Annotated in this window: 14 protein-coding genes; 12 read left to right on the top strand and 2 right to left on the bottom strand. The window is 50.3% G+C overall.

What is annotated here, in order from left to right:
* Positions 1-24: 24 nt before the first annotated feature.
* Positions 25-753: a bifunctional 2-polyprenyl-6-hydroxyphenol methylase/3-demethylubiquinol 3-O-methyltransferase UbiG gene (gene ubiG / locus CWE11_RS01780; protein ID WP_126775880.1), complete on the bottom strand. Its 729-nt coding sequence runs from the start codon at positions 751-753 to the stop codon at positions 25-27.
* A gap of 272 nt (positions 754-1,025) precedes the next feature.
* Between ubiG and gyrA the strand changes: the two genes are divergently transcribed.
* The 11 genes from gyrA (at position 1,026) to CWE11_RS01725 (ending at position 12,918) form a co-directional block, all read left to right on the top strand.
* Positions 1,026-3,659, top strand: coding sequence for a DNA gyrase subunit A (gyrA, locus tag CWE11_RS01775; RefSeq protein ID WP_126775879.1), 2,634 nt, complete (start codon positions 1,026-1,028; stop codon positions 3,657-3,659).
* On the top strand, positions 3,649-4,731 hold the full coding sequence (serC, locus tag CWE11_RS01770) for a 3-phosphoserine/phosphohydroxythreonine transaminase (RefSeq protein WP_126775987.1): 1,083 nt from the start codon (positions 3,649-3,651) through the stop codon (positions 4,729-4,731). The genes gyrA and serC overlap by 11 nt, the downstream gene beginning before the upstream one ends.
* Before the next feature lie 44 nt (positions 4,732-4,775).
* Positions 4,776-5,885: a histidinol-phosphate transaminase gene (gene hisC / locus CWE11_RS01765; protein WP_126775878.1), complete on the top strand. Its 1,110-nt coding sequence runs from the start codon at positions 4,776-4,778 to the stop codon at positions 5,883-5,885.
* 2 nt (positions 5,886-5,887) lie between these two features.
* On the top strand, positions 5,888-7,177 hold the full coding sequence (gene aroA, locus CWE11_RS01760; protein WP_126775877.1) for a 3-phosphoshikimate 1-carboxyvinyltransferase: 1,290 nt from the start codon (positions 5,888-5,890) through the stop codon (positions 7,175-7,177).
* A 145-nt stretch (positions 7,178-7,322) separates the two neighbouring features.
* Positions 7,323-8,075, top strand: coding sequence for a (d)CMP kinase (cmk, locus tag CWE11_RS01755; protein WP_126775876.1), 753 nt, complete (start codon positions 7,323-7,325; stop codon positions 8,073-8,075).
* Positions 8,076-8,222: 147 nt separating this feature from the next.
* Positions 8,223-9,896, top strand: a complete 1,674-nt coding sequence (gene rpsA, locus CWE11_RS01750) for a 30S ribosomal protein S1 (protein ID WP_126775875.1) — start codon at positions 8,223-8,225, stop codon at positions 9,894-9,896.
* A gap of 48 nt (positions 9,897-9,944) precedes the next feature.
* Positions 9,945-10,235: an integration host factor subunit beta gene (gene ihfB / locus CWE11_RS01745; RefSeq protein WP_126775874.1), complete on the top strand. Its 291-nt coding sequence runs from the start codon at positions 9,945-9,947 to the stop codon at positions 10,233-10,235.
* Positions 10,236-10,326: 91 nt separating this feature from the next.
* Positions 10,327-10,623 carry a LapA family protein gene (locus CWE11_RS01740; protein ID WP_126775873.1) on the top strand — a complete coding sequence of 99 codons (297 nt, stop codon included), beginning with the start codon at positions 10,327-10,329 and terminating at the stop codon, positions 10,621-10,623.
* Positions 10,624-10,626: 3 nt separating this feature from the next.
* A complete protein-coding gene (gene lapB / locus CWE11_RS01735; RefSeq protein ID WP_126775872.1) occupies positions 10,627-11,784 on the top strand; it encodes a lipopolysaccharide assembly protein LapB in 1,158 nt (385 codons plus the stop codon).
* Positions 11,781-12,488, top strand: coding sequence for an orotidine-5'-phosphate decarboxylase (gene pyrF, locus CWE11_RS01730; protein ID WP_126775871.1), 708 nt, complete (start codon positions 11,781-11,783; stop codon positions 12,486-12,488). Before lapB ends, pyrF begins: the two co-directional genes overlap by 4 nt.
* 76 nt (positions 12,489-12,564) lie before the next feature.
* A complete protein-coding gene (locus CWE11_RS01725; RefSeq protein WP_126775870.1) occupies positions 12,565-12,918 on the top strand; it encodes a ComEA family DNA-binding protein in 354 nt (117 codons plus the stop codon).
* Positions 12,919-12,981: 63 nt separating this feature from the next.
* Here CWE11_RS01725 and rne read toward each other — a convergent pair whose 3' ends face one another.
* On the bottom strand, positions 12,982-16,014 hold the full coding sequence (gene rne, locus CWE11_RS01720; protein WP_126775869.1) for a ribonuclease E: 3,033 nt from the start codon (positions 16,012-16,014) through the stop codon (positions 12,982-12,984).
* Positions 16,015-16,525: 511 nt separating this feature from the next.
* Between rne and rluC the strand changes: the two genes are divergently transcribed.
* Complete coding sequence (rluC, locus tag CWE11_RS01715) at positions 16,526-17,512, top strand: 23S rRNA pseudouridine(955/2504/2580) synthase RluC (protein ID WP_126775868.1); 987 nt, start codon at positions 16,526-16,528, stop codon at positions 17,510-17,512.
* The last annotated feature ends 1 nt before the right edge of the window (position 17,513 follow it).

Below are 17,513 nucleotides of genomic sequence, written 5' to 3'. Positions count from 1 at the left end.
CTTTTCGCTCCCTTGCGGATGACGCTATGCTTCGGCAGGACGCTCAGCTGCAAATAAGTAGTTTACATCGAGGTTCCGATCACTCAGGAAGAACTGCCCTAGAATAGGATTGTAATGAATGCCGGTAGCGGCAACTTCCTGTAAGCCGGCGTGCTCGGCAAACTGCATAAGCTCAGATGGACGGATAAACTTCTCTGCTTCGTGCGTTCCTTTGGGAACCCATCGCAACACATATTCTGCAAGATAGACCCCAAGAAGCTTCGCTTTCAGCGTGCGATTTAACGTGGAAAAAATAATGCGCCCGCCGGGCTTCACGAGTGTCGCACAGGCCCGAACGACAGCCGAAGGATCCGGAACATGTTCAAGCATTTCCATACAGGTCACCACATCAAATTGTCCTGCATGATTCGCCGCAAAGGATTCCGCGGTGGTTTGCTCGTAGCGGATATCAAGCCCATGCTCTAAGGCGTGCAGATGTGCGACACCGAGCGCATCAGGACTCATATCGATTCCGGTAACACGTCCACCGGCACGGGCCAAAGCCTCGGTCAAAATACCGCCACCACAACCGACATCGACAATGTCTTTTCCAGCAACGCCTAGTCCATATTGTTCGACAAACTCGACCCGCAGGGGATTGATTTGATGGAGGGGACGGAAATCCCCCTCGGGATCCCACCAGCGGGATGCCATAGCATTAAACTTTTCAATTTCAGTGGGATCAACATTCGCGTGCTGTGTGTGCTCAGACATTCAATACTTCCTAACGATAAAGCCGTGGATGAAAGGCGCTTAAGGGAGTGGCGCGCGCTGACTTTCCATGGCACAGTTGCCTGAAGTGTACCGAAAGCGAGCGTGGGACACCAGTGTCGGTTTGCAGGTTGGAACGGATGATGGGAAAACTCGTTGGATAAGGGCAAAGACAGTCGTCAAGAACGCTCCCCTGTGATATTCTGGGGCGATTCTAAAAAGGCGATTTACTCGAAAACTATAACGATACAAAGAGTACTGGTTAGGGAAAATATATGAGCGATCTTGCCAAAGAAGTCATGCCGATTAACATCGAGGACGAACTCAAGAATTCATACCTCGACTACGCAATGAGCGTCATTATCGGACGTGCACTCCCCGATGTTCGGGATGGTCTGAAACCGGTCCATCGTCGCGTTCTCTTTGCGATGAATGTACTTGGAAATGATTTCAACAAACCATACAAAAAATCAGCCCGGGTCGTCGGTGACGTGATCGGTAAATATCACCCCCATGGTGATAGTGCTGTGTACGACACCATCGTACGGATGGCGCAGCCATTTTCACTGCGATATATGCTAGCCGATGGGCAAGGTAACTTCGGTTCGGTCGATGGTGACTCAGCAGCAGCGATGCGTTACACCGAAGTTCGGATGTCGAAAATAGCCCATCAACTCCTGGCAGATCTCGACAAAGAAACAGTCGATTTTGTACCGAACTATGATGGCACCGAATTCATCCCAGAAGTATTGCCTACGCGCGTTCCCAACTTGTTGGCCAATGGCTCCTCAGGTATTGCGGTGGGCATGGCGACCAATATTCCTCCTCACAATTTAACCGAGGTCGTGAATGGCTGTTTGGCCATGGTCGACAATCCTGATATCCAACTCGAAGAACTCATGGAGTACATCCCAGGGCCAGACTTCCCGACAGCAGGTATTGTGTCAGGCCGACAGGGGATTATTGATGCGTATCGAACGGGGCGAGGCAAGATTTACATTCGCGCGCGCGCAGACGCGATCACGGACGAGAATAACGGTCGCGATACGATTATTGTCCACGAGATCCCTTACCAGGTAAACAAAGCCAAGCTCATTGAAAAAATTGCCGAGCTGGTGAAAGAGAAACGAATTGAAGGCATCAGCGCATTACGCGATGAATCTGACAAAGATGGAATGCGCATTGTCATTGAGCTCAAACGCGGTGAATCAGGTGAGGTGATGCTGAATCACCTGTACCAGAACACCCAGATGCAGGTTGCGTTCGGCTTCAATATGGTGGCGTTGGATAAAGGCCAACCGAAGCTGTTTAACCTGCGTGAGATGCTCGAAGCATTTATCACGCATCGCCGTGAAGTCGTCACGCGGCGCACGGTTTATGAACTCCGCAAAGCCCGTGAACGTGCACACATTTTGGAAGGCCTTGCTGTCGCGTTGGCGAACATCAATGAAATTATTGAACTGATTAAACGCTCACCATCTCCAGCGGAAGCCAGAGCACAGTTGATTGCTCACGCATGGGGCCTTGGTGATGTGGCGGTCATGCTAGAGCGTGCTGGCGTGGATGCTGCGCGTCCAGACTGGGTTGAGCCCGGATTTGGTGTCGTCGAGAGTAGCTACCGGTTAACCGAGAACCAGGCCCAAGCTATCCTTGACCTGCGCCTGCACAAATTAACAGGTCTCGAACACGAGAAAATTCTTGATGAGTACAAGGGGCTTCTCGATACCATCGCTGAACTTCTGCGTATCCTGGGAAGTTCGGAGCGGCTAATGGAAGTTATTCGCGAAGAACTCGAAGCGGTTAAAGCAGAGTTTGGTGACGCGCGTCGAACAGAAATTACCGCAGCAAGCCATGACATTAATATGGAAGACTTGATTGAGCGTGAAGATGTTGTAGTCACGCTGTCACATCAAGGCTACGTAAAATACCAATCACTGAAAGAATACGAAGCGCAAAAACGTGGTGGCAAAGGCAAAGCGGCGACTAAGATGAAAGATGAAGATTTCATCGAACGTCTCTTGGTGGCGAATACTCACGATATGATTTTGTGCTTCTCGAGCCGCGGGCGTGTCTATTGGATGAAGACGTATCAGCTTCCGTATGCAAGCCGTGCAGCACGAGGCAAGCCGATCGTGAATCTGTTGCCACTCGAGGATGGGGAGCGGATCACCGCGATTCTACCAGTGTCTGATTTTGAGTCGGATAAGTTTGTGTTCATGGCAACACGCAAAGGGACTGTGAAAAAGACGCCGCTTGTAGACTATTCACGCCCCCGTACCAGCGGAATTATTGCCTTGAGTCTGAATGAGGGCGATGAGTTGATCGGCGTCGATATTACTGACGGGCAATCCGAAATTCTCTTGTTCTCAGATGCGGGCAAGGTGGTGCGCTTTACAGAAGACCAAGTACGCTCTATGGGCCGCACCGCAACAGGCGTTCGGGGTATGCGGATTAGCGAGGAGCAACGGATTGTCTCGTTGATTGTTCCGCGCAGTGCCGAGAGTGCTATTTTAACAGTCACGGAAAATGGCTTCGGAAAACGGACTCCTTTGGCAGATTATCCAGCGAAGAGTCGGGCGACCATGGGGGTTGTGTCCATCAAGGTATCCGAGCGAAATGGGGCAGTGGTCGGAGCCCTTGAAGTGGTCCCGGGAGAGCACCTGATGCTTATCAGTAACCGTGGAACCTTAGTCCGAACACGAGTCGATGAAGTCTCAACCGTGGGTCGGAATACCCAGGGTGTCACCTTAATTCGCACCGGTGCGGATGAGGTGGTCGTTGGGATGGCGCGTGTTGCAGAAATCGATGAAGAAGAATTGGAATTAGAAGAGGGTACCGAGGCAGCTGAGGTTGCGGAGGACGGTTCAATCGATGTTTCAGATTCCGGAGTCACGGGAGATGATTTATAACTTTTCAGCGGGGCCGGCCATGTTGCCGGCTCCTGTTTTAAAGAAAGCTCAAACTGAATTACTCGACTGGCAGGGTCTCGGAATTTCCGTGATGGAGATCAGCCATCGGGATCCCATCTATGTTCAAATGACGGAGCAAGCGGAGCAAGATCTCCGCGACCTCATGAAAATTCCCGACAATTATTCTGTGCTATTTATGCATGGTGGTGGGCGAGGACAATTTTCAGCGGTCCCACTGAATATCGCAGGCCCACAGGATACTGTCGATTATCTAAATTCAGGAATTTGGTCTCAGTTTGCGATTCGTGAGGCAAAGAAATACGTTGCTCACGTGAATGAGGTTGCGCATGTGACAGAGGGGCCGAGTGGAAAGATGATTCCCTCCGTTGATTCATGGTCTCTGTCAGAGAACGCAACGTATTTGCACTACTGTCCAAATGAGACGGTAGACGGGATAGCGCTTCACACAGTACCGGAAGTTGATGTGCCCGTAGTGGCTGATATGTCTTCGGTCATCCTTGCAGAGCCAATTGACGTATCAAAATTCGGTATCATTTATGCTGGGGCGCAGAAAAATATCGGGCCATCGGGCTTATCGGTGGTCATTGTTCGAAACGATCTGCTTGAACGCACCGCGCAAAACAGTGTGTGCACCGTGATGAACTATCAGGTGCAGGCCGCTGAAAAGTCTATGTATAACACGCCAAACACCTTTGCTTGGTATCTGGCGGCCGAAGTTTTTAAGTGGTTGAAAGCCGAGGGTGGTGTCGAAGCCATGGCCGAGGTAAACCGAAGAAAAGCCAAATTACTGTACGAGTGCGTTGATAATTCATCGTTTTATCGCAACACAATCGCTCAAGAAAACCGTTCGATGATGAATATCCCATTTCAATTGGCGAACCCTGATCTTGATGCGGAATTTTTGCGTCGCGCGAAAAGCGAGGGGCTGTTGTCATTGAAAGGACATCGTTTCGTTGGGGGAATGCGCGCTAGCATGTACAACGCGATGCCATTTGAAGGCGCGCAAGCACTCGTCGATTTTATGACTCGCTTTGAAAATGAATATGCATAAGAAGTGCCGCTCAGGTGCTCGTAAATAAAAAATAGAGGAATACCATGCACGATTTTGATGCCGCACGTTTGGCCCTTCCTGGAATTCGTGAGCTGCAACCTTATCAAGCAGGAAAACCAATTGAAGAGGTTGAACGGGAGCTGGGAATTAAGAATATTGTTAAGCTCGCTTCCAATGAGAATCCTTTGGGCGTCAGTCAGAAAGTGCGGGATGCGCTCGCTGCAAAAATTACGGGTCTTGCACGCTACCCGGATGCGAATGGGTTCTACCTCAAACAAGCAATTGCCGATAAGTTTTCTGTTAAGCCTCAGCAAGTTACGCTAGGAAATGGCTCAAACGACGTGCTCGAGCTGCTCGCCCGCACCTTTGTGACGGCTGAAAATGAAGTCATTTATGCGCAACATGCATTTGTGGTTTATCCGCTTGTTACCAAGGCGATCGGCGCGACTGGAATTGCCGTTCCAGCAAAAGACTATGGGCATGATTTGGAAGCGATGCTCGCTGCGGTCACGGATAAAACTCGGATGATTTTCGTGGCAAATCCAAACAACCCAACTGGGACTTTCCTAAGCAAAGAAGCTCTCGAGGCGTTCATCGCCCGCGTGCCTCACCATGTCTTAATCGTACTCGACGAAGCCTACTATGAATATGTCCCAGAGTCAGAGCGGGCACCGAGCTTGGCATGGATCGAAAAGTATCCGAATCTCGTCGTGAGTCGCACGTTTTCGAAGGCCTATGGACTGGCTGGAATTCGTTCTGGTTATATGGTTTCCCATCCGGCAATTGCTGACTTAATGAACCGGATTCGACAGCCATTTAACATGAATGAGTTGGCGCTCACGGCTAGCATTGCGGCTTTACAAGATGAGGATTTTATTGCCCGTTCAGTCTCTGTTAATCGTGACGGTATGGCCCAACTTATCGCGTTTTGCGAGCAATATAAATTGCCCTTCATTCCTTCACATGGAAATTTTTTAACCATCGAAGTTGGGCCACAGTCCGCAGAAATGTTTCAGAAGCTATTGCATAAGGGGGTCATCGTGCGCCCAGTTGCAGGCTATGAATTACCCAATCATTTGCGCGTAAGCATTGGCTTGCCACAAGAGAACGATGCGTTTTGTAATGCCATGGCGGAAATTTTAAACGGTCAATAATCATGTCATCACCTGCAATAAGTTTATCGTATGCTCGAGGAATTCAGGGAGAGGTGACGCTACCCGGTTCAAAAAGCATCGCAAATCGTGCATTTTTGCTTGCGGCATTGGCTGAGGGGAGCACTCGGCTGGAAAATATGCTGTTAAGTGATGATACCGCGCGAATGCGGGAGGCCTTGACGGCACTCGATGTTTCGATGGAATCCGGTGATGAGGCAACCCAAATTCTGGTGCACGGTAAAGGCGGACGTTTTTCTACCGCGCGGGCCGTGGAACTTTTTCTCGGAAACGCGGGAACTGCAATGCGCCCCCTTGCGGCAGTGCTTGCAGCGAGTGATGGGGAGTTCATCTTGACCGGTGAACCGCGGATGTACGAGCGCCCGATTGGTCCACAAATTGAAGCAATGCGCCAGATTGGGGCGGATATTGAGTATCTAGCAGAATCTGGTTATCCCCCGTTGCGTATTCGGGGTACATCATTGTACGGCGGGACCATCACTCTGGATGGGAGTTTATCGAGTCAATATGTGAGTGCCATACTGATGGTCCTCCCTTTGCTCCCACAGGACTCTCAATTGCAGCTTACCGGTGAGGTCGTTTCAGCCCCTTACATTCATCTAACCGTTGCGATGATGCGTAGTTTTGGCGCTCAGGTTGAGGTGGTATCTGATCGCGAATATCGCGTGAAGGGTGGTCAGGGGTACAAAAGCCCTGGGGTGTACTGGATCGAGGGGGATGCGTCCTCCGCTTCCTATTTTTTAGCTGCGGCAGCGATTGCGGGTGGGCCCGTGACCGTGCACGGCGTTGGCTCTGCGAGTCTCCAAGGGGACAAAAAGTTTGCCGATGTTCTCGCGAAGATGGGCGCGCGCGTCACCTATGCGGAGCGCAGTATCACGGTAGAGAAGGGTGATGCACTTCGCGGCGGCGACTTTGATTTAAATGCCATTCCAGATGCGGCGATGACGATTGCGACTACCGCGTTGTTTGCAAAAGGCGCAACTCGTATTCGAAATGTCTACAATTGGCGCTTGAAAGAAACGGATCGACTTCATGCCATGGCCACGGAACTTCGGAAAACCGGTGCAGAAGTGGTCGAGGACGCGGATGCGATTACTATTGTGCCACCCGCAACGATTCATCATGGCACGATAGAGACCTATGATGACCACCGAATGGCAATGTGTTTCTCATTGCTCGCATTCGCGCCCGCTGGGGTCACTATTTTGGATCCGGCGTGTTGCAAGAAGACATTTCCAGATTATTTTCAAACTTTTCAATCCTTGCTCACCTAAATTTCATAAACCTCAGGCATGCTATTTCGGTGGGCCCGCAAGGGCTCGTTGTGAAATGGGTTTTGAGGTAATCGCTGATTAAAGATGCAATTTTGCACAAAATCCGTATAATCTCGGCGCTTGAATTTTTTCTTAAGAGGTACGCATGTCGGATATCGAACCAGGGAAGTCGACACCACCCACGCCGGTCTTAGCGCCAGTGATCACCATCGATGGCCCAAGCGGCTCGGGGAAGGGCACGGTATGTCGGTTACTGGCAGAGAAGCTTGGATGGCATTTGCTCGACAGCGGCGCAATTTATCGTGTTCTTGCGATTGCAGCAGTGCATCACGACTTTGAACCATCAGACGAAGATAGTCTCGTTGCATTGGCAACAGACTTGGACGTTGAGTTTGTTGCAAACGAAGAAACCGGCCTGACGCATACCATCTTAGAAGGTGAGGACATCACCATGACCATTCGCACCGAAGAGGTGGGAATGAATGCATCCAAAATAGCCGCGTTACCACGCGTTCGCGAAGCGCTGCTGCGTCGACAACGCGCTTTCCGTGAGCTTCCAGGTTTGGTGGCCGATGGTCGCGATATGGGTACGGTCGTATTCCCCGATGCGCAAGCCAAAATCTTCCTTACTGCGAGCGCCGAAGAACGGGCGCGACGGCGTTTTCTGCAATTGCAGGAAAAGGGCTTTGATGCTAATATGAGCACGTTAGTTGATGAGATCAAAGATCGTGACCATCGCGATACAAATCGCTCTGTAGCGCCTTTAAAGCCTGCGGAGGATTCGCTATTTATCGATTCAACTGAAATATCCATTGAGGATGTTGTCGCGAAAGTGTTGCAGTTTGCACACACGAAGCTTTCTGCCTCTGAAGGGAAAGCGGACGAAAACAGAATTTAGACCCGCGGAGCGAGCGCTCACGGGTTGCTCAAATTGAGGGCCAAAGGCCGTCAAGGGTCGGTGCTAAGGATTGTGCCGACAAAGTAAAACAACCCCGCCGTCACGGAAGTTCGGTGGATGTGACTCACTTAAAAGTTAACTAAATCTATGACTGAAAATTTTGCCCAACTGTTTGAGGAAAGCCTCAAAGAAACAGAAACCCGTCCTGGCTCTATCGTAAAAGGCACCGTTGTTGCTATCGAAAAAGATCTGGTACTGGTTGACGCCGGCCTAAAGTCTGAAAGCGCCATTCCTGCTGAACAATTCATGAACTCTGAAGGTAAACTGGAAATCGCTGTTGGCGATACCGTTGAAGTTGCCTTGGATGCAGTTGAAGATGGATTCGGCGAAACGATTCTCTCGCGCGAAAAAGCGAAGCGTTTCGAAGCATGGTTGCAACTAGAAGCTGCTCATGAAAATGATGAGACAGTTACGGGAATCATTAGCGGCAAAGTGAAGGGCGGCTTCACCGTCGACCTGAACGGCGTGCGCGCGTTCTTGCCTGGTTCTTTGGTTGATGTGCGTCCAATTCGCGACACAGCACACCTCGAGAATCGCGACCTTGAGTTCAAGGTTATCAAGCTCGATCAGAAGCGCAACAACGTGGTTGTTTCACGTCGTGCAGTGATTGAGAAAGAGAACAGCGCTGAGCGTGATGCATTGCTGGAAAACCTCCAAGAAGGTCAAGAAGTCACTGGTATCGTGAAGAATTTGACTGACTACGGCGCGTTCGTAGACCTTGGCGGCGTTGACGGCTTGTTGCACATCACAGATATGGCTTGGAAGCGTGTGAAGCACCCAAGCGAAATCGTGAATGTTGGTGACGAAATCACCTGTAAAGTATTGAAGTTTGATCGTGATCGTACGCGTGTATCTTTGGGCCTCAAGCAATTGGGCGAAGATCCGTGGAGCGATATCTCTGCGCGTTATCCAGAGAGCTCAACCCTGCAAGGTCGCGTCACCAATCTGACTGACTACGGCTGCTTCGTCGAAATCGAAGAAGGCGTAGAAGGTTTGGTTCACGTGTCTGAAATGGATTGGACGAACAAAAACGTGCATCCATCGAAGATCGTTAACTTAGACGACGTGGTTGAAGTGATGGTGTTGGAGATCGACGAAGAGCGTCGTCGTATTTCTCTGGGCATCAAGCAGTGCAAACCAAACCCATGGGAAGAGTTTGCGAAGAACCACCAGAAAGGCGACAAAGTCTCTGGCAAGATCAAGTCAATCACTGACTTCGGTATCTTCATTGGCTTGGATGGCAACATTGACGGTCTTGTTCACTTGTCTGACATTTCTTGGAATGCAGCAGGCGAAGAAGCGGTACGTGACTTCAAGAAAGGCGAAGAAGTAGAAGCTGTGGTTCTGCAAGTTGACGCAGAGCGCGAGCGTATCTCACTGGGGATCAAGCAAATTTCTGAAGATCCAGTGAACAACTTCCTTGCGGCTCACAAGAAGGGTGCTATTGTTAACGGTACAGTCACTGAAGTTGACGCGAAAGGCGCAACGGTCAGCTTGGCTGACGGCGTAGAAGGTTACGTCCGTGCATCTGACATTTCACGTGACCGGGTTGAAGACGCGAGCACTGTGCTGAAGTCAGGTGATGCTGTTGAAGCGCGTTACATGGGCATCGACCGCAAAAATCGTGTCATCAGCTTGTCAATCAAAGCGAAAGACGAAGCAGAAGAAAAAGCGGCACTTGATAGCGTAAATGCGACTGAAGACAACGCGTTCAACAACGCAATGGCAGAAGCGTTCAAAGCGGCGAAGACTGACGATTAATCGTTGATCAAACCGATGGCTGCTTTGTGCATCAATTGAGGATCTGTTATGACGAAGTCTGAGCTGATTGAAATTTTGATTGCGAAGCAGCCAGAGCTGCAGCCAAAGGACGTGGAGCGAGGCGTTCGAGAAATTCTCGAAGTCATGGTTCATGCCCTCGCGGATGGCGACCGGATTGAGATCCGGGGGTTTGGGAGTTTTTCCCTTCACTTTCGCCGACCCCGTGTGGGCCGGAACCCGAAGACGGGTGACAAGGTTGAATTGGGTGGAAAGTATGTCCCGCACTTCAAACCTGGAAAAGCGCTTCGGGAACGCGTCAATGAATCAGCGCAAGGCTAGGCGTCTGTTGACTTTTGTCAGTACGCAGTAATTCCGAAAAGGCATGCTATAATGGCATGCCTTTTTTCTTGTTGCCGATCAGGGATTTGTTATGGCTCGTATCGTACTTTCGTTCATACCTTTAATTTTGCTGTTTCTCCTCGCCTTTATTCTGGGAAAGAATAATGCGCAGGACGTGTCCGTGAATTTGCTCGTTGTAGAGCAGACCTATAGCCTCGGTGCAGTCATTGGTGTGACACTTGCTGTTGGGTTTATACTCGGTTTGCTAACGATTGCAGGTGCATATCTGCGGCTAAAATGGACGGTTCGACGTTTGCGCAAGGCCTTAGTCAAACAGGTGGCAAGCGAATGCAGCCAAACAGGAACATCGGTTGAAGGGAAACACTAACCCATGCTTGAATTGCTCTTCCTACTCCTGCCAGTTGCCGCTGCCTATGGCTGGTTTATGGGCCGGAATAGTGTTCGTGTAGAACAGAGAAAAGAGCAAGAAGAGTTCTCGAAGAACTATGTTACGGGTATCAATTTATTACTTTCCGAACAAAGCGATAAAGCGGTCGATCTGTTCATTGATATGCTCGACATTGATAGTGAGACGATCGAAACCCATTGGACCCTTGGAAAACTCTTTCGGCGCCGCGGTGAGGTCGACCGCGCGATACGCATTCATCAAAACCTAATTTCTCGTCCGTCATTATCTGAGCAAGAACGCTATCAGGCGATGTTCGAGTTAGGCCAGGATTATCTCTCAGCAGGGCTCTATGATCGAGCCGAACAAATGTTTACCGAGCTACAGGCCCACTCGAGTTATCAAGCCGAGAGTCTCACCCATCTTCTGTCGCTGTACGAGGCCACACACGAGTGGGATAAGGCAATTCGTGTTGCACTGAAGCTGTCAAAAACAGACCGAAGCGTTCTTCCTGTGGTTTCACAGCTTTACTGTGAACTCGCTGACATGCAAGAGGATACGAACGCAGCACTCAAGTTTTACGAAAAAGCACTCAAACATGATAAGGGCTGTATTCGCGCGCGGCTTTCACTCGGACGGTGGTGGCTCGGGCAGGACAAAGCACGAAAGGCGCTTGGCTACTTGCTTCCGATTGCGGATGAAGATAAAGATTTCATTCCCGAAGTGCTCCCGCTAATTCGCGCAGCATATGAGCGTTTAGAGGATCAAGACGGGCTCGTGAGTTTTCTACACGATGTCGTGATGGAGAAACCTTGTGCGAGTGCAACCGTCATGCTGGCGGATATTATTGCCGGGCGTAATGACCGCGAGTCTGCGGAACAGTTTATGATGGTTGCACTGCAAAAGAATCCAACCATGCGTGCCTTCCATAAACTTATTCAATTTAACGCGGCGTCGGCGGATTCAGAAAAATCACGTAAGAGCTTGCAGTTACTCGGTACCATGGTGTCGGAGCAATTAAAGCAACGCGCTAAATATCGCTGCCGTCACTGCGGGTTTTCAGGTCAAACACTCTATTGGCACTGCCCCTCATGTAAATATTGGGGGTCCATCAAACCGACACGAGGATTAGACGGGGAATGACAGAAAAACGTATTATCGTAGCACTTGACTTTGATGACGCAGAACAGGCCTTGGCCTTTGTTAAAACGCTGGATCCGCAGCAATGTCGGGTCAAGGTAGGAAAAGAACTATTCACGACTGCTGGGCCTGCCTTGGTACGAACACTTCATGAACTCGGCTTTGATGTATTCCTCGATCTCAAGTTTCATGACATCCCAAATACAGTAGCGAAAGCGGTGAAAGCTGCGGCTGAACTCGGTGTTTGGATGGTGAACGTTCATGCCTCGGGCGGCGTCGATATGATGAAAGCGGCGCGCCACGTGCTCGAGCCATATGGTGAAAAGCGACCAAAACTCATCGCAGTAACGGTCCTAACGAGTATGGCGAGTGAGAGCTTACCGGAAGTAGGAATTCAACGTTCATTAAATGAGCAGGTTTTAGCACTGGCAGAACTTGCAAAGTCGGCGGGTCTCGATGGCGTCGTTTGTTCAGCGCGCGAGGCGGTAATGCTAAAGGGTGCCTTGGGAGCTGATTTCTTGTTAGTTACACCGGGTATCCGGCCTGAGGGATTCGCCACCCATGATCAACATCGGGTCATGTCACCTGGCGCAGCGATCGATGCTGGGGTCGACTTCCTCGTATTGGGCCGTCCAATTCGTGAAAGCAAGGATCCAAACGCCACGCTTTCAGCCATCAACCAGCAAATTTTAGAGCACCTCGTCTAGCGCCCTCGGTATCCTTATTTCATACTAAAAACGTGCAACCAGGGAGGTTGTGCATTACTTGAAAAAGGATACCTTTATGCTTTACCACAAACGTGTACTCCCCATGCTGGTGTCGGCAATTCTTGCCTCCTCATCGTTGTATTTGGCTTCCGCTTCAGCAATGGATGTCAGTATGAGCGAAACATCCATGAACCCCGTCCATCAAGCAGGGCAGCGATTGCGCTCCGAACAAAACGCGATGGTCAATGTAAATGTCGCAAATGCGGAGGAACTTGCAGCGAAACTAAGAGGAGTGGGGCTTGCCCGGGCTCGAGCGATTATTGAACTGCGCGAGCAACTCGGTGGGTTTACTGACATTGATCAACTGCTTGAGGTTCGCGGGCTTGGCATTCAAGTTCTGAATCACAACCGAGATCGCATTATTCTTTAAACGAGAAATAAAAAAAACGGCATATCCATCGATATGCCGTTTTTAGTTGTGGTTCCGCTTTACTTACTCAGGTTGACAGCGTACTGCTCCCGACGCTGACTTATTGACAGCATTTGCTAGGCCAGAGTGGCGACCTGAATGATGGACCTGGGCTCGCTCGCTGTCGGATCGAGCGGGTGGAAATACGATGTTATCAGACACCGTTTCTGCACTTGCTTTAGCCATCGGCGCGGAAATACGACTGCCTCCTTTCTGGGGCTTTTTCGCTTTACTTGCCTTGGTCGCTTCGCGCTTCGGCTTCTCTTCTGCCGCGGGTTCCATTACTTCCTCAGCGGGCGGTTGTCCGGACGTTTTCACTTCACTGGCCGGTGCCTCGGTGCCTTGATCTGACGCTTCTGAAACTGGGCTTTCGTTATCCTCGGGACGCTCTTTTGTCTCAGTTGTGTCCGCGGCAACGGTGTCGACTGGGCGCTGCGCTTTCACGTTTGGGTCTCCGGCTTCTTCGATTGCCGATTCCGTTTCCGTCACTGAATCTTTAGCTTGTACCTGGTCTTCAACACGCTCACTCTCACTGACCTGAACGTCCTCGGCTTCACTCGGAGTTGTTGCCGTTTTTTTGTCGGAAACCTTTGTTTCTTCAGTTTTTTCAGACGCTTCTGCATTTTCCTGCTCAGCAGTCTCGGCTTTCGGTTTACGACGTGTGCGGCGGCGAGGCTTCTTCACGTCAGCTTCTGCGTTGTCCTCACTCGTTTGCTTTCCTGTGGGCACTTGGTCAACCGTTTGCTCAGCTGTGCTTTCTTGCTGTGCTGGTTTCTCTTCTGTTCTTTGTCCAGCGCTGTCGCTCACCTGAACGGTGTTGTCATTCGCCGGGACGGTGCTTTCAGTTGTATCTGCTGCCGTTGCTTTAGGCTCATCTGAACTTCCGTGTTCAACAGCCGTTTGCGCAGGCGCTACGCTGCCTTTGCCCATTCGTACGCTTTGTTCGAGCTTACGACGCTCCCGACGTTCCCGTGGCATTTGCGGCGCGCTATCCTGAGACGATTTTTTCGATTCAGAACCTTTATCGTCTGCTTGTTGTGCGCTTTGATCCTGCTCGGTTGTTGTTGGCTTTTGTGCACCATCCGCTTGATTCTTGCCGCCGCGGCGACGCCGACGGCGAGGGCCACGTTCATTCCCTTTGTTATCTGAATCGCGATGATCAGCCGCTTTTTCTGCAGGTTTTGTATCGTGCTTCAGTTGCTCGTTGCTCTTTTCAGCCTCATCAGCCTTTCCACGACCTCCGCGGTTTGCACCCCGGCGGTTGTTGTTGCGACCACCGCGACCATTGCGACGACGATCATCTCGCGGCTTGCCTTGACGATTGCGATTTGTATTTTCTTGCTTCGGTTTTTTATCTGACGTCTCGTCTGACGTAAATAAACCTTTCAACCAAATCGCGATTTTGGTGAAGAGCCCCGGGCCTTGATCCCGTGATTTTTCTGCTGGTGCAGCGGGGGGTGGAGGCGTAGGAGCGACCAGCGTTTTCAGTGCGGGTTCATCCGCGACCTTTTCTTTTGGCTTCGCAAATTCGATTTCCTTCACTTCCACCGCTTGAATCAGACGATAGCTTTGCACGTCTGTGATCTCGTCTTTACGCAATCGCTGCACATCGAAATGAGGCGTGTCTAGGTTCTGGTTTGGAATGACCAGAACATTCACCTCATTTCGTTTCTCAATTGAACGAAGTGCCTCACGTTTTTCATTTAATAGGTAAGTTGCCACGCTGACCGGCACTTGAGCATTTACTTGTGCTGTGTTGTCTTTGAGGGCTTCTTCTTCGATCAAGCGTAAGATTGACAACGAGAGTGACTCGTCACTGCGAATTGTTCCTTGACCATCACAACGCGGACATACATGGTTTGCTGATTCACCAAGCGATGGACGCAAGCGCTGCCGCGACATTTCGAGTAAGCCAAAGCGCGAAATTCGTGCTGTTTGAACCCGTGCCCGATCGTGCTTTAACGCATCACGCAAACGATTTTCTACTTCTCGTTGATGCTTGGGCGGCGTCATGTCGATAAAGTCGATGACAATCAGACCACCCACATCACGCAAACGAAGTTGACGTGCAATTTCATCGGCTGCTTCTAAGTTTGTCTGCAATGCAGTTTCTTCAATATCACCGCCCTTGGTCGCTTTCGCGGAGTTGATATCGATTGATGTCAAAGCCTCAGTGGGATCGATGACAATTGAGCCACCGGACGGAAGCCGGACTTCGCGCTGAAAGGCGGATTCAATCTGGCTTTCGATTTGATAGTGACTAAATAGCGGGACATCACCCTTGTAGAGCTTCACGCGGCTGACAAAATCAGGTCGTACAACCTGAATGTGCTCGCGGGCTTGCTCAAACATTTGGGTATCATCAATTAAGATTTCACCGATATCCCGACGCAAATAATCACGTATCGCACGGAAGATGACGTTGGATTCTTGATGGACAAGAAATGGAGCAGGGCGGTTACCCGAGACCTGTTCGATTGCTTGCCAATGATGGACAAGAACGTTTAAATCCCACGCAAGCTCTTCGGCTGATTTCCCGACGCCTGCGGTCCGCACAATCAGTCCCATTCCATTTGGGATTTCAAGTGTAGAGAGTGCGTCTTTCAGTTCAGTCCGTTCGTCACCTTCAATCCGGCGTGAAATACCACCTGCGCGCGGGTTATTTGGCATTAAGACAAGATAACTTCCGGCCAGTGAGATAAAAGTCGTTAACGCGGCCCCTTTTTGGCCACGTTCTTCTTTATCGATCTGGACGATAACTTCTTGACCTTCTTTGACGACGTCGCGAATGTTCGGACGACCATCGAAGCGATAATCTTTGGGAAAATAGGTTTTGGCGATTTCTTTTAAAGGAAGGAAGCCATGGCGTTCTGCACCGTAATCAACAAATGCAGCTTCGAGACTTGGCTCGACGCGGGTAATTTTACCCTTGTAGATGTTTGCTTTTTTTTGTTCGTGTCCTGGACTTTCAATATCCAGATCGTATAACCGTTGACCATCCACGAGCGCAACGCGGAGTTCTTCCTGTTGCGTCGCGTTGATTAGCATTCTTTTCATATTGTGTGACTCATACTTTTGTTAGGTACGAAATCACAACACTGTACCGCTTGCTCACGGTCCTGTTCCGTTGCACAGTCTGTCGTCTGGCACCGTATCTCTGAGAGGTGCGCTCGATTCTCTTGTCCGACAAAGCCAATGCTATTGCTGCTTACTGTACTTATCTTTTAACGCGGGGCTTTCACTGGAAAGCTTCGCGAAGTTACCCGTATCTCTTTCCGTGACCGACTGCGGTGACGGTGGCTACGTGTAACAATAAATTTCTTACATGCCGAAACAGGCGTTCACTTCTATTCAGTGTTGTGTTTTTCGAGAAAATTCATCGAGAAAAAAGTTTTACGCAGACCACAGAGGTCTGACAGGGTATTGTCGCATTTACTTCGCAAAGTAACAAGTCGCAATTGTGCCATCAGACGGCGCCTCTGTATTGCGTGTGATAACCGCATTTCGGATGCGTTTAGATAGCCAGCGTGATAAGCTTGATCCGATTTTAACACCAATGAAGTGCCCGATGAGCGACATCCAAAACGAACCAAATACCGTCCCGCAGCAAGTCCGTTTTTACACGGTAAGTGCCGATGAAGCGGGGCAGCGTCTTGATAACTTTTTGCTTGCACAGCTGAAAGGCGTTCCCAAAAGTATGATTTATCGGATCGTCCGAAAGGGCGAGGTGCGCATCAATAAAAAGCGCGCAAAGCCTGATTATCGGCTCGAAGCGGGGGATAGCGTCCGAATTCCGCCTGTTCGTGTGGCGGAAAAGCAGCCGTTGCCGAATCCCAAACTTGAGAAAATCGCCGGTCTGGAAGCCTGCATCATATTTGAAGATGATTGCATGATGGTGGTCAACAAGCCGGCAGGACTCGCAGTGCATGGCGGAAGCGGCTTGCAGTTTGGTCTCATTGAGGGTTTGCGTGCGCTGCGCCCACAAGCGAAATTTCTTGAACTAGTGCATCGCCTCGATCGGGATACCTCAGGGGTGCTCATGATCGCGAAGAAACGATCCGCACTGCGCGCATTGCATGAGCAACTGCGCGACAAAGACATGGAAAAAACCTACGTTGCATTAGTTTTTGGCTCGTGGCCTGGCCAATTAAAAAAAGTGGATCAAGCACTTCAGAAAAACACCTTGCAATCGGGCGAGCGAATCGTCAGAACCGATGCTGATGGAAAAGCGTCATTAACTCGCTTTAAGGTACGCGAACGCTTTCCTGAGAGTGGTATATCAGCCACATTGATTGAGGCGTCACCAGTGACCGGTCGGACCCATCAAATTCGGGTGCATACCCAATGTGTCGGGCATCCCATCGCACTCGACAGTAAATATGGAATTCGTGGTTTCGATGAGCAAATGAAGCAGCTCGGATTGAATCGCTTATTTTTGCATGCGGAACGATTACAGATTCAGCATCCCAAGAGTGGGGAATCCGTAACCTTTCACGCGCCGCTCGACGATGAATTGAAAATGGTGCTCCAGGCACTCCGAACGGGAACACGTTAAA

The sequence above is a fragment of the Aliidiomarina sanyensis genome, from assembly GCF_003987175.1.
GTDB classification, from domain to species: Bacteria; Pseudomonadota; Gammaproteobacteria; order Enterobacterales; family Alteromonadaceae; genus Aliidiomarina; species Aliidiomarina sanyensis.
Note: the sequence above shows the minus strand (reverse complement) of the source record. Positions and strands in the feature narration are given on the sequence as shown.

What these genes read in the sequence shown, in the direction of transcription:
- lapB (WP_126775872.1), top strand. Translation starts at nt 10,627, where the DNA reads ATGCTTGAATTGCTCTTCCTACTCCTGCCAGTTGCCGCTGCCTATGGC.
- serC (WP_126775987.1), top strand. Translation starts at nt 3,649, where the DNA reads ATGATTTATAACTTTTCAGCGGGGCCGGCCATGTTGCCGGCTCCTGTT.
- rluC (WP_126775868.1), top strand. Translation starts at nt 16,526, where the DNA reads ATGAGCGACATCCAAAACGAACCAAATACCGTCCCGCAGCAAGTCCGT.
- hisC (WP_126775878.1), top strand. Translation starts at nt 4,776, where the DNA reads ATGCACGATTTTGATGCCGCACGTTTGGCCCTTCCTGGAATTCGTGAG.
- gyrA (WP_126775879.1), top strand. Translation starts at nt 1,026, where the DNA reads ATGAGCGATCTTGCCAAAGAAGTCATGCCGATTAACATCGAGGACGAA.
- CWE11_RS01725 (WP_126775870.1), top strand. Translation starts at nt 12,565, where the DNA reads ATGCTTTACCACAAACGTGTACTCCCCATGCTGGTGTCGGCAATTCTT.
- pyrF (WP_126775871.1), top strand. Translation starts at nt 11,781, where the DNA reads ATGACAGAAAAACGTATTATCGTAGCACTTGACTTTGATGACGCAGAA.
- CWE11_RS01740 (WP_126775873.1), top strand. Translation starts at nt 10,327, where the DNA reads ATGGCTCGTATCGTACTTTCGTTCATACCTTTAATTTTGCTGTTTCTC.
- cmk (WP_126775876.1), top strand. Translation starts at nt 7,323, where the DNA reads ATGTCGGATATCGAACCAGGGAAGTCGACACCACCCACGCCGGTCTTA.
- ihfB (WP_126775874.1), top strand. Translation starts at nt 9,945, where the DNA reads ATGACGAAGTCTGAGCTGATTGAAATTTTGATTGCGAAGCAGCCAGAG.
- rne (WP_126775869.1), bottom strand. Translation starts at nt 16,014, where the DNA reads ATGAAAAGAATGCTAATCAACGCGACGCAACAGGAAGAACTCCGCGTT.
- ubiG (WP_126775880.1), bottom strand. Translation starts at nt 753, where the DNA reads ATGTCTGAGCACACACAGCACGCGAATGTTGATCCCACTGAAATTGAA.
- rpsA (WP_126775875.1), top strand. Translation starts at nt 8,223, where the DNA reads ATGACTGAAAATTTTGCCCAACTGTTTGAGGAAAGCCTCAAAGAAACA.
- aroA (WP_126775877.1), top strand. Translation starts at nt 5,888, where the DNA reads ATGTCATCACCTGCAATAAGTTTATCGTATGCTCGAGGAATTCAGGGA.